The following is a 13891-nucleotide window of genomic DNA, read 5'->3' as shown; positions in this document are numbered from 1 at the left end:
CAATTTCTTCTACTACAGGTTTGGTGGACGACTGCGAAGAGAGGTTATGCAATAAAGGATGCTCGTTGCTGCTCCGTCATCGATGTCAGCAAAGTTCTAGCGAAGGCTTCTAAGTCGGAATACGCCTCGTGCTCAGCTCGGCGAACAGTAGAAAATCTTACGAGCATTCCGTCTGGAATTCGACCCTCAAAAGCGAAACTGAGCTTATCGTCTCGCTGCTCAGACGCTGTCGTGGGGAATTTGTCGCCAATTCTACTCCAATAGAAAATCTCTTCAATACGTCCTGGCAGTTCGGACAATAAACTAACCGAAGGGATCTCCCGCCCATCATAAGTAAAGATAGTCTCGTCGCGTCGCGTTATGGGAAGGCCGACTGCCGGATAGCAACTTTCCGGTCGGTGCAGTTGTAAATCATCGGTTTGAGTGCCGCCATAAGCGGCAAGGAGGAACACCTCCAACCCTGTCTCGGAATGGATATATCTCCGCATTAAGAGATCGTCATAAAGTCGGGCTGTGAGGCTATTTTCTGAGGGGGCGACCACGAGGCTCGGATCAAATTGCGAACGCCACCCTGCGAATTGCTTCGGGACGGTGTCCTCCAGCGTTGTTTCGGTCGGTGCAAACTTCAGGATGGTTCGTGGTCGGAGCGCTTCGGCTGCGGCGAAACCAGTTGCACAGAGTCCCGCGAAGATTGCCGAGCGTCTATCCAGCATCATCGCGCCAAAATCCTGTACAGCAGGTTGCGTAGACCGAAATCGATAAGGAAAATTATGCCGAGCGCAAGCGCGAACAGAACCATCCCGGCCGTGTTATGAAAGACGCCCTGAGCGGTCGCATCGCCGAAATGATATGTCGTTAGGATCAGCACCATAACTCTTATGAAATTGACCAGCACGGCCACGGGGAGGATCAAAGCGCCGAGGAGTAAGGCGTAACGCCAACTCGCGCGATGCAGAACATATATATAAAACAGCGTTACCGCAGCCAGTCCAATGATCGAATTCATTCCCGAACAAGCCTGTTCGACGAGAAGCCGATATTGACCGATTTCAAGAGCAACACCGGTTCGGGAAATTGGGTAGTCGAAGAATTGCAGTATGCCCGTCGCGGCATAAGATATGAAATGCTGCAAGGGCGAGGTAGCTGCGTCGATCACCCAACCGGGTATGGGAATAAGAAAAGCAAGGTATACGAGTGGAAAGGCGTTGCGGATCAGAACCGAGTGGCCAAGTCGTACGGCGACGAAAGAGAGAAACGCTCCATAAAGACCAGCAGTCTCGAAAATAAGGAAATCGTAGGCTCTGCCGAAAACGTAGACTACCAAGGAACCGATCAAAGGCGTCCACCAGAACATTTGGAAAGGGGTTGCCTTTCGAGCCTCGTGATATCCACGAGACGTCCAGTCACAGCGAGATAGAAGCCAGAGACCAGTCGCCAAAACGATAGGGCCGTGTGCACCGATTTCCAAAGACCAAGACTGCTCAGCCAACCGAACAATAGTCGGCACGGAAAAGAGCGCGCAAAAGGCGATCACCAGCCAATGGGATCGAAGATGTTCGAGAGTTTCCTTCTGGTACCGCGTTTCGTCGTATACCGCATGGGCCTCAGAATTCATTGAGATAGGTTCCCAGCACCTCGCCTCTGTTCTGACGGATATCGGCGATAAGCTTTTTCATGTCGTTAAGGTAGGTGTGGTCCTTTCGCGCGATAACCAGAGCGTAGCGCACCATGTTGGTTACCCGTATCGCATCTGAGCTCTGGTTGGATGGTGCAGTATCCACGATTGTGCAGTCATAGGATCGAAGCGCCTCCGAAAAGACTGCTCTCGCATTGGCCGAGGCCAACAATCCTGCCTCTGCGGCAACGCCGCCCGCATGCAATACAGACAGATTGGGGAGAACGTCTTCGCTTATCGCCTCATCAAGTCCGACATCAGAATTTTCAATGCAATGCAGTAACCCTTTCGAGTCGGAATTCGGAATGATGTATTGATCAATTTTGGGGTCGCGGAAGTTCGCGTCGATCAGAAGTGTCCGCACTCCCGCCATAGCCATTCCTACAGCAACATTCGCGGCGAGATAGCTGCACCCCGTGTCCGCGGAACTGCTGCAAAACGCGAGCCCTCGTCGAGCGCTTTGTACATGCCGAGAAAGCAGTTCTGAAACCAGAAGGGATATGTTTTCTGCAGCCAGAGAACCGCGCTCTGACAAAAGGACCAGATCGCTCGAGAACTCAAAGGAATTCTCAGCGGCTTGATCAAGCCCGTCGGCGGTTCCAATCTCTTCAAGTTGCGTCGGTACACTGTCCGCTTGGATCGTCTCGCTCATGAAGATAGGACACCTTTAGTTCGTGTAAACAAGTCCTGAATGGATCCCTTGGGCGAAGCCTGAACTTCCTGGCTCATCACTCCGAAAACGGGAGCATCCAAAATTTCGAGCTCTTCGGCTCCACGGACACGACGCCAAAGCAACTCGGCACAAAGTGCGAGAAAAATTCCCAGCGCCAGCCCACCGGCAATAGCAAGGGCGGCGATGAGCGGATAGCGAGGGAACGTGCGCATTTGCGGCGCCACAGCGTCACCAAGCAACGTCAAACCGCTTTCGTTAGAGTTGGCTTCCTGACCCAGTTCGGCGGCACGCGCGGCGGTTTTCTGATATTGGTCGCGCAGCACCAGAACATCGGTCGCCAATCTGCGAGCTTCGCCAGCAGCGCCGGCGTTTTCCAGAACTTTGGCCTGCTGTGCCGAATATAGCGAACCGAGCGATGGCCCGCTTGTAACCATTCTCGGCTGTGCAGCGTTCTCACGAGCAACAGCAGAGGCGAGCGCAGAACGTTGCTGGCGCAATTGTTGCAGGTCGGGATGGTTGGGACCAAGCGTTTGCGATGCGGCCGCAATCGCGGCATCGATTTGCGAAAGTTGGCCCGAGGACGGAGCAACTCCGCCTCCGGCCATGGATTGTGTCTGCATGGGCGGGGGAGAGCTTGCAAGAGCACGGAGACGTGCGGTGTCGGTATCTACCAAGTCGTCCGTAAGGATGACGCCGTTCGCCCGTTCGAAATCGGTCTTCTCCTTTTGGGCAGCAGCCAAATCTGCACGTAAGGTCTCGGTCTGCTCATCGAACCAGTCTGCATTGCGGCGTGCCGCTTCCCGACGAAAGGCCAATGTTTGCTCGACATACGCATCACGAACCAGGTCAGCGAGTTTCGCGGCAGGCTCTGGCGAAGTTGACGAATAGGTGATTTCCAGGATGTTCGATCCTGCTACGAGGTCCGCCTCGGTATGATCGATGATCCGCTGCGCAAGCCAGCGCCGGAAATCCATGTCCTCGTCTGCACCGCTTTCGCGATACTCTTTCGCCAATTCGGGTGAATCCAGCCAACCGGCCGCGTCGGCAGCCTTTCCGGCGACTCGATAATCCCGGATCAGTTCAATTTGCGTCTTCACATAGGCGCGAGCCCATTGAGAAGCGATTACATCGCCTGTCACCGGGTCGGGCTTTACGATATCGAGCATGACCCTCGAAGTGGCTTCGTACCGGGGAGGCAGAATCCACGATACGAAGATGGCTAGGAACAGGGTTGCTGCGGTGACGGCTCCGACAAGCAATCGCTTTGCCCAAAGCATTCTGAAGAATTGTGCAATACTCATAGGAATGTCCCGTAGCGGCAGGATTTAAAAGAACCGTTCGCCAACCTTGATGACGTCACCTGCCATGACTTGCGCCGAAAGATCCTGCTTTGCAATCTCTTCGCCATCGCGGAATATCTCGACCTTCTTTTCCGAACCCAGCTTAGTCAGTCCGCCTGCTCGCGCCAGAGCCATGCGCAAGGACATGTTGTCGCCCAAGGGAAAACAACCAGCCGAGTTGACTTCGCCGTAGATACAGAAAGACGGTCGCTCCCCCTCACTGGCTCGATCGACGAAGACTTTGTCGCCGGCTGCCACAAACGGGTCCATTGCCGCCCCGCCAGTCGCCATCTGTTCCAGCGTGACCTCAACTTGCGACCCATTTTGCCGCGTCAGTATCACTGTTTCAGATCCACCAGGAGAAATGCCTCCGACCCGCGCAATAACTTCGGACAGTCGATAATTGCGGTCAATTGGCAGCAAGCCTGGCGTGCCGACCTGACCTAGGACAACTACATATCGGCTTGCATATCCAGCGACGATTACGCTGACCACAGGATCGGTATAGTATCCGCCGTCCTGCAGTCGCTGCTCAACCTCGTCCTGTAATTGAGCGGTCGTCATTTCGGCCGCGGGTACCGAACGTATGAAAGGCAACTGGACGGTCCCGTCCACCTGGACCTGAACTCGGGCCTTGTACTCCTCCCGGCCTACGACAGAGACCTCCACAACGTCTCCCGATCCGAGAATATACCCTTCCGCCAGGGGAGGCGCCTGTTCGGATAGCCCACTATCCGGCTGAGTTGCTGCGGCCTGCTCGACCGCCGCACTTTGCGCGCCTACGGGCGAACCAAAAGCGATAGCGGCAGCACCGATACTCCCAAGAAAAGCTTTTGAGAGCGAGAAACGGAAAGTCCTGAAACGCATATTCTGACCCTTAACGTATAAAGAGATAGCGAATTTTCACTCCGGCAAAAAATCCGTCGTAATCGTAAAAGGTATCGTTGGACGATCGATCCTCGTAGCCTCCATAAACGGAGAACTGGAACGGGCCCGCCCCCCTGAAACTGGCCGACGCACTGAACAGATCGAGATTGTCGTCCAGCAAGGGCGATTCTTCATTCGGGAGTGAGAAGTCCGAGTAAACATAGTTTCGGTCCAAGTGCGTATAACTACCGCTCAGCACCACCCTGTCGCTGACAGCATACGAGAAACCGCCACCCAAAGTTGTAGCCTTGGTGTATAGTGCATCGTTATTGAGCACTGGCTGAACGTCGCGTCCGGCCGTTAGGTATGCGGTTGTTCGAGCTCCAAGGGTAGCCGACAGATCGAAATCCCACCCCGTGCCGTTGAAGTCGCTGCCGCTGTTTTCTGGCGTATCGAGATCAATCGCGAAGCCCTCAACCCGGCCCCTGAGCCTTGCGCCGATGTCTCTTTCGAACGACGCACCGTAGCGACGCACACGGTAGTTATCGTTTACACCGTCGGTAATGCGGTTCTGATAATCCGTGTCTTCCTGCGACACATACAGATCGAGTTCGCCCACCGAGGGATGATGATACCCCAAGCCAGCGGTATATGTCATAGTCTCATAGTCGGAGAATTGGCGGAGCTCATTGGAGTTGTCGCCCCTTCCATAGCTGATGCCCCCAAGAGCACGTAGCCCAAATTCCTGACCACAGCCTAGGTTTAATCGATATTCCTGAACGGTCTGGACATTATCCACCACGAAGTTCGTGCCTTCTCCCACAAAACGATCGCCAAGTTGCTGTTGCTGGCGAGAAAAAGAGAGGCCGGGGCGAACGCTGCAAATCGCCAGACGCGTATCCGCGTTCAATTCAGCCAGCAAACGCTCTGAATCGAGCCGCGAGTTCTCGGCGTGAATATCATATCCTGCCGATGCATTTCCGCGAAGACGAAAGCCGCCGAGGTCCTTATTAACTACCATGAAGAGGGACGGACGGAAGATCACGTCCGAACCCTCAAGGTTCGTGAGTTCCGCCCGGGAATCCGAAGTGTTGGTGATATTGCTATCGTACTGGGTATCCAGTTCCACACCCAATTCGAAGGTGTCTTCCGCGCTGTTTTGCGCCCAGACCGGTGACGCGTAGCATAAAGAGAGCGGCAAGGCGGCAGCGCCGGTTCTTAAAATCCATTTCACCCAACCATCCCCTTCGAAAAGATTCGCGTTGCTTTTGGTGCAATAGAACGCAGATTGGCCAGAGAATCCACTTGTTTGTCAGATTCGTCCCTGAATGATGCGCCGCACTGTACCGAGGAATTCTCTCGCCAAAGCTCCGATCGATGCTTGCCTGGCTGCCGTGGCGACCTGTAAGTTGCGAGTATCGGGCACCGGGCGATTGGCAAGCCTGCATGCGGCCATTCGAGCAGCTATCAGACGTTTTCTACGCGCTTGAGCGGGTTGCATCAAATCGATCTCGCGTGGATCCAGATTTTGCACAACGAGATATCCGGCCATTGTCGCGTCTTGGAGCAATCGTCGGCCGACTTTCGAACGCGCCAGAATTAAGCTGCGTCCTTCCGCTTCGGCGAATTGCGGGTAGCCACTCTCGCCACCGTACCAAGCATCGGCGCAAGCGATGTCAGCCACTCCACCGACCGGGTCAGGACAAATTTTGCAGCGGAATTGCACCTCGTTGGATAAATAACGCCCCCAACTTTCCTCGTATTCCATCTCGGCATGCCGCCCGTCCATATCTCGGGCAACAGTCGGGCCCGGCCAGCCATTACCGCGAAAATCGAATTGCGCGACGGTTTCGTGGTCCAGCCCCATGGATGCGACAATATTTCTGGCTCCCTGATGGCTGGGCACACCTCCGCAAAAAAAAGATAACTTGATTGGAAAGACCTCATCCACGCGAGGATCGATCCGCCCTAGCCGCCTCAGCGCCGAAACATCGCACGGCTTGCCAATGAAGAGGGTCGGCACCCCCGCATCAAGGAGCTTTTCCACGTCCTGCAAAGGAGACGAAGGAGCGTAACGAGAACCTGCGCCTTCAAGGATTTCTTCTGCCGAGCGGGACAGGATTGTTACATTGCCAAGCGGCGCCTTCGGATCCGGTCCAATATGAAGGACCTGTTCCACCCTGCTCGTTTCCAGAGCGTGCATGGCAAGGGCGGAAATGGCGCCACCTGAAGAGCAGCGGAATCTGATTGTTTCATCGACAGCGAAACCGGTCATGCTATCGCGGATCGGTCCCCAGTAAGGATGCACGCCGTCGTCTTTACCACCACACCAAGGTTCGACCTTGAGCCCCGGACAACATTCTCGGATCTTCTCCTCTTGTATCGGCACGATCGGTTCTGATTGTTCTGGACGTAAGAATCCGGGCGCGCGCGACTGCATTCGGATCGAACCTTCAGCAATACCCTCGCAAAGACCGCAGCCCGAGCAAAGGGAGCCTTTTTCAACACGCGTCAGAGCAGGAGAATACGTCACTTCGCGGTCCGTTGGATTGTCAACGTCCGCTGCAACACCGCGCGATAGGGGGCCAACATGTCATCGACTTTGAGGAGCGCTGCGCTTTCGGCTCGTTTCATCGCCTCTCGGTCGCTGTGAAAATGTTGCATGACGTGATCCGCCAACTGAGGCGCAGTGGCAGAGGTCATCGGCGTATAGTAAGGGTATTGCAACAGGTCGAACAGACCGGAGAATTTCCTGCTGTAGGAAACCGGAACTACGGGTGTGCAGGAAGAGAAAGCTGCAATGCAAGCGTGCATCCGTCCTGCAACCACGAAGTCCATTCCGGAAATATAACTCTTCGCCTCGCTCGGCCCGGGAAAATCTGGAACCCGAACGGTTTGCGGGAATTCCCTCGCAAGACGATCCGCCCACACCCCATCATCGTCGCCGGCGTCTCCTATGCTGTTCGCATGCGTGATCAGGTGCACTTTGCAATCGTCACGCGACGTGAAACGCCGGATCAGTTCCCGCTGCAACTCGAGATAATTGAATGAAAGTGCAAACCGGTTCTCGCCGCTTTGAGCCTGCTGGCATAGCAGACCCGACGCATTAATTCCGATTCTCTTGAGACCCGATGCGGATGTTCGATCGGACCGGTCTTCGAATGGCAGTTTGAATGCTACGTCGACGGCTCGGGAAACATTCGATTCGGGCGCCAACGCCCTGGCTTGGGAGAGCGATTTTTCGTCCCGCGCGACGATAGCCGCGGACCGGCGGAAGACCGCTGCGGCCATCTTCTTGTAAGGCTGGCGGGTGAACGGACCGATCGTCTGCGGCGCCAGGATCAAGGGCTTACCCATACTCACGCTGATCATTTTGGTCAGCCAGAGAAAGAAAAAGCGCTTGAACCCGTAGATATCTGCAAAACTGTCGCCCGCTCCGATATCGATTATGCAATCCAGCGATCTGACCCGACGCGCAAAACCGGACGGCAAGAGGAGTGCGCGCGTATCGATTTCGTACTGCTCCATGCCCGGAGCTATCGATTTTGTGGCGCTCTCCCGCATGGAAAGGACCACAAATTTGATCGGAATACCGCACTCCTCTGCAACTTGCCGAATTATGGCAATATTTCCCAGAGTAAGGGCCCCCACGCCCAGGTTCCCTGCGCGAAGGGAATGCCACAGCAAACCAATGCGTACTTTTTTCAAAATCGGTTTCCGATCAGACCCGAGAGCGGATCCAGCATCATTACGTCGCGCAAGCTCAGCGGCGTCAGGAGGTTGGTTCTGTTTCTACCGGGGGCGAAACAGGCTGTTCAGGCGCGGAATAATTCTCAGCGTAACGAACGGTTGCTTTTTTTTCATCGAGTATTGATCGGAATACGCTTTCGGCCTGACTGGTAGCTCGCTGCTGCGTTACCATGCCCTGCGCAAGTTGCAGAGCTTCATCCCCGCGAATTGGCAGGGTCTGCCGCGACACGATAGCGTTGATCCGAGCACCTTCCCCTTGTGGCAGGATGTAAACCTCGCCCTCCTGAAGCCCAACAATCTGTTTTGCGACGGCTGGCGCGATTGTGAGGGAATCGATGCTGCCCATCGTAGTCTGATATTTTATCCCGAGTTCATTGAGGAAAGAGCGAACTTCCGGGAGAGTATCCAGATCTTCCAGTCGTTGCATCGCGCCATCGGGCAAGCTGGGAACGACTAATTGCTCGATCACACTAACGAAGCGATCGGCAAACATTGCAGGGTTTGCCGACATGAACTGGCGCGCTTCTTCATCCGACGGAGGGGGCGAATTGGCCTGTATATCGCGGCGGAGCATGTCCACCATCGCAACGTCTTGAGCCCGCAGTAGGGCTAGGGAACCCGCAGGGGTCGTGTCCAATTCCCGATCTCTTGCCTCTGCAGCCAAGATCGATCGGTTGATGATAGCGTCGAGAGCGCGATTGGCCAGTTCTTCATTGCTTTGGTCAGCCTGAATTCCCGACGCGCGGAGTTCGTCATTGATTTGACCTACTGTGATCTCTCGCCCGTCAACTGTCGCCGCAACCTGACCTGTCGGTGCCTCACCGCCTTCGCAAGCGACAAGAAGGGTCGAACAAAGCAGCAGTGTTATGACGTTCCGCATTCTGGTTTCCTTCGCCCGATCGCAATTTTCGGCGCCAGATAACAGGCAGCACGAGGTTGACAAATTAAATTGGTGTACTGTCTCTATCTGGTATATAGGCGGTTAACTACTGTTTTTTTTGCGGGAATTGCCCATTGCGGTCGCAATGAAACTCGAGCGAGATATCCAGGCTGACGAGTCGATAAGACCTTTGCGGATTTGCTTGGCGGCTTCCGGGGGAGGGCACGTTCGCCAGATACTGGATCTGGAACGGTTCTGGTCAAATCACGACAGCTTCTTCGTAACTGAAGATACCGCGCTGGGTCGCTCTATCGCTGAAACGCAGGAAACCTACTTCCTGCCCCATGTCGCTCTAGGACAGGTAAAGACCGGCCAATCCTTGAGAATGCTGAGCGGGGCATCGCGAAGCGTGGCTCGTTCGCTCAGTATTTTGCGCAAGACAAGACCTGATGTAATCCTTACCACCGGTGCAGGCTCTATGGCGTTCATGGTCGCTTGGGGTAAACTGCTCGGCGCCAAGGTGATCATGATTGACAGTTTCGCGCGTTTCGATGGACCTTCGAAATTCGCACGCTTCCTCGGACCCTTTGCAGATCTGCGCATTGCGCAAGCTCAGGGTGTCGCAGAGAACTGGAAGGACTCCCTCATGTTCGACCCTTTTCGGTTGGTCGAGGGGGAGCGCCCCGCTAAAGAGAATCTACTTTTCGCAACAGTAGGAGCAACGCTGACCTTCCCTCGACTGATTGACATCGTCCTTGCTTCGTCCGGCAACGGAAAAATGGTCGAGAACATCATACTACAGGCTGGCAAAGACGGGATGGTCGGGCGCGAGGCCGATATCGAGTGGAGCGAGAATTATTCATTCGCCGAAATGAAGGCCCTTCTGGAGCGCGCAGACTATGTTGTCTGCCACGGTGGCACCGGATCGTTAATAACCGCTCTCCAGGCTGGGTGCAGGGTAATCGCGATACCTCGTCGGCGCGAACTGGGGGAACATTACGATGACCATCAGTCGGAGATAACGGAAAATTTCTGTAAGCGCGGCCTCATTGAGGTTGCCGATACTCCCTCCGAGTTTGCGGCTGCGATGGAGCGTCTCAGTAAAAAGCGTCCTCTCAGGGCTACCACCGACTACAGCGACCTTGCGGATTATTTGTGCGACTGGACGGCTCAGAACAAGTAATGGGTACTGCGAATTCGGATGCTCCCGACCTGGCGATCATCACTGTCAACTACCGAGCCGCCCCCGACACGATCGAATGTCTGAAATCCCTTCTGGATAGCCGGACGAACGCGCGTGTGGTTGTTGTCGACAACAATTCCGCCGATGGTTCTGTCGAGCAAATTGAAGCTTGGCTTGGCAGCCAGCCATTGCTGGTCGGTGACTTTGAGAAGCGAAGCGGGAAACGGACGGATCAACGTCTGTCGAAGCGGATTACCCTCATTGCAAGCAAGATTAACGGAGGTTTCGCTAGCGGCAACAACATTGGCCTGAAGGCTGCGTTAGCCACGGAAGAAATCGAGATTTTCTGGCTGCTCAATAACGATACGGTTGTAGCACAAGGCGCGGCAGAGGAAGCCATCCGCTATTTTCGCGCCAATCCTCAAGTGGGTATGGCTGGGACCCAACTGCGGCTCTATCACGATCCCGAGAGATTTCAGTTGCTTAATGGCATGGAGTTCTCCTTGCTCACCGGAGCCGCCTCCGGAATTTATTCTGGAAGATCCGTTCAGACCTCATTCGATCCCGAAGATGTTTTGTCTCGAACAGATTTCATCTGCGGCGCGTCACTTCTGATGCGCCGAAATTTTCTTCATGCAGTCGGCCTTCTGGAAGAAAGCTTCTTTCTCTATTATGAAGAGGTGGACCTCGCTTTTCGGGGTAAAGCATTTGAGGTGGGGTTTGTTGCTGATGCGATCGTGTATCACAAAGAAGGGGCGACTGCCGGCTCTGCCAGCCAGCTTTCGAACCGAGCGCGATCTCCCTTGTCCGAGTACCATCATATTCGCAGCAAGATGATCTTTGCCAAAAAGCACGCGCCGGCTTTCCTGCCTATATATTTCATTCAGAATTTGGCGATCTGGCTTCGTCGCATCTGGCGCAATCAACCAGCTCAGGCGGGGGCGGTTTGGCGGGCCACGATGGGTTTGCCGTTTCGTGGGTGAGTTGAGTGCTCTCTCAAAGCTCCCGCAGCTTCTGCTTCGCCAAGCTTTTGCGCACAAATCATCTTTACTGTCGATAGTCGTTCGCGGCATCACGGTCTTAGCTGGTTTTGCGATTGCCTTCATAATTGGTGCGCGTCTGGGGCCAGAGGCTTTGGGGGCCTACGCACTGATTACCCAGACCGCGATGTTTCTTTCCATTGTCGCGGTCGGCGGCTTGGACTTATCGATTGTGAGACACTTCCCGGTCGATCGTAGGAAAGGCCTTTATTCGGTATCGTCGGTTGTTACCATGTTTGCCATTTGCCTGCTACTGTGCGGCATAATCGGTATGGTAGTGTTTGTGGTCGGACCGACCTATTTGGCTCAATTCGAAGAGGTTGACGTCAGTAGCTTTTACCTGACGATCCTCTGTCTGATTTTGCTGAGCAGGGCATTCACTCGAACGACAAGCGCTTTCCTGCGCTCCCAGCGTCGCTACGTGTTTTCACAGATCGTTGAAGGCTTGCTAATTCCCCTGCCGATCCTGGCGATGATTGTATTCGGCATGATCGCTACCGTAAGAGAAATTCTGTTGGCTACCGCCCTATCGGGCATAGCCGCCTTGCTGGTCGGAGTAGCGAGCAGCCTTAGGCTTACCACGGCTCGAAAAGATGCTCCAACGACGGCAATGAGCGCTCTTTTCATTGCAGCAATGCCACTTTGGGGTGTTGCGATCATCAAGAATTTTTCAGATTGGTACAGCTTGTCTGTGGTCGGATCGCAGTTGTCGGTGGCGGATGCGGGACTGTTCCGGGTTGCTTGGCAGATAACGTCGGCATTGCCGATCATCACTGTCGGTATTTATGGCGTTTTTTCTCCGCAGATTGGCACCTCCGTTGCCCAAGACGAGCCAACGGAAGTCGCCCGGTTGGCCAGGACCGCCACACGGTTATCGATCATTTTGGCCGTCCCTGCCATCCTATTACTAGCGGCGTCTTCTCCATTCCTTCTCGGACTGATCGGACCAGAGTTCCAAGGTGCGCAGACCGCTCTGTTTGTCCTTCTGGCCGGACAGGCGGTGTACGTCGCCACAGGCCCCTCGGGCATTGTGCTTGCAATCATGGGAAAGCAGTCGGTCAACCTCAATATCGCTCTGGCGGCATTTGTTCTGCTACTGTTTGCCATTCCAATAGGTGCGACGCATTACGGGTTGACCGGAGTGGCTATGGCGATCGCGATTGTAACCGCACTGCAGAACCTTGGAACGTATATTGCAGTTCGAAAGTTGCTCGGCATTCAGGTTTGGAGCGGTAGCTACGACGGATCGGTAAACAGGAAGCGTATGATCGAGTAATGGGATTTTGCACCACAGACATGCGACAGCAATTCGGGGGAGATCATTTGGGCGCAGCCTTCCTACTTTCGCTGTGCTGTTTGTTCCTGCCAGGCTGCGCTCAAGCGCAGGCAAACCCGGAAGTGCAAGCGACCACCGTTGTTACAGTAGCCTCGCTCGACGAACTCACCGATCACTTGAACGCGCGCCGAGTTCCGGAACGGATCGCATTGGCACCGGGTCGTTACGAAACGCTATCGCTTTCCAATCGCGAATTTTCATCGGAGGTCACCTTAACTTCGGCCGATGCGAACTCTCCCGCCATCCTTGATGGCTTAAAACTTCGCGCGGTGAACAATCTGACAATAAGCAATATAGCCGTCAGGCCATCGAACGATTCAGGTGGCGCTGGGCGATATGGGATGCTCGTCCTGGAAAGCAGCAATATCATCATTGATGGGGTGGCATTTGTCGGCCCTGGTGCGGAAATCAGCAGACATTATGTCGCCGGATTGATGCTACGAGAAAGCGTAGGTCTCACGGTTCGCCGCAGTTACTTTCGAAATTTCCGACATGGTATGGCTATGCTTGAAGTAACGAAAACTCGGATCGTATTGAACGAATTCGAAGGACTACAGACCGATGCCATCCGTGGAGGCGGTGTTGCCGACCTCTTGATACAGAACAACGTGATGACTGATTTCCGTCCTGCCGAAGGAGATCATCCCGATGGCATCCAGCTTTGGTCGACGCGACAGAAGAAACCGGGGCGCAATATCGTTATAGAAGGGAACCTCGTAGCGCGTGGACAGGGAAGCCCGACCCAAGGTGTTTTTATTCGTGACACGAAACTTCAGCTTCCCTTCGAGAAGGTCGCAATACGCAATAACTTGGTGCTTGGCAGTCTATATAACGGAATCGCTGTAACAGGCGCCGTTGGAGTGGTTGTGGAAGATAACTCTGTTTACTCGACCTCCGATCGGAAGAGTTGGATAAGGCTCCAATCGGTCGCCCAAGCCGTTTCACGCGATAACACGGCCCTTCAATTCATCTATCGAGACAACGCTGACCCTGTTTTGGACGAAGGCAATGCAATCAACCAACCCGTCGACGTAGCTCAACCTTCGATCATAAGAAATTGGGTGGCGAATGTCAGTGGATTTTCGGAGTATCAGGGTCCTGTGCTAGGTCGCCTTCTTGCGAAAGGACGGTAGCGCGAAATTCGATT

13 protein-coding genes are annotated in these 13891 nt (G+C 54.5%); 4 read left to right on the top strand and 9 right to left on the bottom strand.

What is annotated here, in order from left to right; genetic code table 11:
• Nucleotides 1-44: 44 nt before the first annotated feature.
• The 9 genes from ED21_RS07420 to ED21_RS07380 form a co-directional block, all read right to left on the bottom strand.
• Nucleotides 45-716 (bottom strand): exosortase C-terminal domain/associated protein EpsI, encoded by a 672-nt coding sequence (locus tag ED21_RS07420; RefSeq protein WP_006833249.1) that lies wholly within the window; start codon nucleotides 714-716, stop codon nucleotides 45-47.
• Complete coding sequence (gene xrtV, locus ED21_RS07415; protein WP_006833248.1) at nucleotides 713-1615, bottom strand: exosortase V; 903 nt, start codon at nucleotides 1613-1615, stop codon at nucleotides 713-715. The genes ED21_RS07420 and xrtV overlap by 4 nt, the downstream gene beginning before the upstream one ends.
• Nucleotides 1605-2327 (bottom strand): CpsD/CapB family tyrosine-protein kinase, encoded by a 723-nt coding sequence (locus ED21_RS07410; protein WP_006833247.1) that lies wholly within the window; start codon nucleotides 2325-2327, stop codon nucleotides 1605-1607. The genes xrtV and ED21_RS07410 overlap by 11 nt, the downstream gene beginning before the upstream one ends.
• Nucleotides 2324-3649: a Wzz/FepE/Etk N-terminal domain-containing protein gene (locus tag ED21_RS07405; RefSeq protein ID WP_006833246.1), complete on the bottom strand. Its 1326-nt coding sequence runs from the start codon at nucleotides 3647-3649 to the stop codon at nucleotides 2324-2326. Before ED21_RS07405 ends, ED21_RS07410 begins: the two co-directional genes overlap by 4 nt.
• Before the next feature lie 24 nt (nucleotides 3650-3673).
• Entirely contained in the window at nucleotides 3674-4555 is an 882-nt protein-coding gene (locus ED21_RS07400) for a polysaccharide biosynthesis/export family protein (protein WP_006833245.1), read from the bottom strand.
• A 10-nt stretch (nucleotides 4556-4565) separates the two neighbouring features.
• Nucleotides 4566-5789 carry a hypothetical protein gene (locus tag ED21_RS07395; RefSeq protein WP_006833244.1) on the bottom strand — a complete coding sequence of 408 codons (1224 nt, stop codon included), beginning with the start codon at nucleotides 5787-5789 and terminating at the stop codon, nucleotides 4566-4568.
• A gap of 78 nt (nucleotides 5790-5867) precedes the next feature.
• On the bottom strand, nucleotides 5868-7088 hold the full coding sequence (locus tag ED21_RS07390; protein ID WP_156787383.1) for a Coenzyme F420 hydrogenase/dehydrogenase, beta subunit C-terminal domain: 1221 nt from the start codon (nucleotides 7086-7088) through the stop codon (nucleotides 5868-5870).
• The gene (locus ED21_RS07385) at nucleotides 7085-8263 is read right to left on the bottom strand and encodes a polysaccharide pyruvyl transferase family protein (protein WP_156787381.1); all 1179 of its coding nucleotides are present in this window, start codon (nucleotides 8261-8263) and stop codon (nucleotides 7085-7087) included. Before ED21_RS07385 ends, ED21_RS07390 begins: the two co-directional genes overlap by 4 nt.
• Before the next feature lie 64 nt (nucleotides 8264-8327).
• The gene (locus ED21_RS07380) at nucleotides 8328-9185 is read right to left on the bottom strand and encodes a hypothetical protein (protein ID WP_006833241.1); all 858 of its coding nucleotides are present in this window, start codon (nucleotides 9183-9185) and stop codon (nucleotides 8328-8330) included.
• Between the two features lie 145 nt (nucleotides 9186-9330).
• Here ED21_RS07380 and welK point away from each other — a divergent pair, with 145 nt between their 5' ends.
• Genes welK through ED21_RS15070 form a run of 4 tightly spaced genes read left to right on the top strand, consistent with a single transcriptional unit; the run spans nucleotide 9331 to nucleotide 13877 of the window.
• Complete coding sequence (welK, locus tag ED21_RS07375) at nucleotides 9331-10368, top strand: beta-1,4-glucuronosyltransferase WelK (RefSeq protein WP_006833240.1); 1038 nt, start codon at nucleotides 9331-9333, stop codon at nucleotides 10366-10368.
• Nucleotides 10368-11351 carry a glycosyltransferase family 2 protein gene (locus tag ED21_RS07370; RefSeq protein ID WP_006833239.1) on the top strand — a complete coding sequence of 328 codons (984 nt, stop codon included), beginning with the start codon at nucleotides 10368-10370 and terminating at the stop codon, nucleotides 11349-11351. Before welK ends, ED21_RS07370 begins: the two co-directional genes overlap by 1 nt.
• Entirely contained in the window at nucleotides 11344-12684 is a 1341-nt protein-coding gene (locus ED21_RS07365) for a lipopolysaccharide biosynthesis protein (RefSeq protein WP_006833238.1), read from the top strand. Before ED21_RS07370 ends, ED21_RS07365 begins: the two co-directional genes overlap by 8 nt.
• On the top strand, nucleotides 12684-13877 hold the full coding sequence (locus ED21_RS15070) for a right-handed parallel beta-helix repeat-containing protein (RefSeq protein WP_083800400.1): 1194 nt from the start codon (nucleotides 12684-12686) through the stop codon (nucleotides 13875-13877). The genes ED21_RS07365 and ED21_RS15070 overlap by 1 nt, the downstream gene beginning before the upstream one ends.
• Nucleotides 13878-13891 lie beyond the last annotated feature (14 nt).

It is taken from the genome of Erythrobacter sp. SD-21 (assembly GCF_000181515.1).
In the GTDB taxonomy this organism is placed as follows: Bacteria; Pseudomonadota; Alphaproteobacteria; order Sphingomonadales; family Sphingomonadaceae; genus Qipengyuania.
This window is presented reverse-complemented; position numbering and strand designations above follow the sequence as displayed.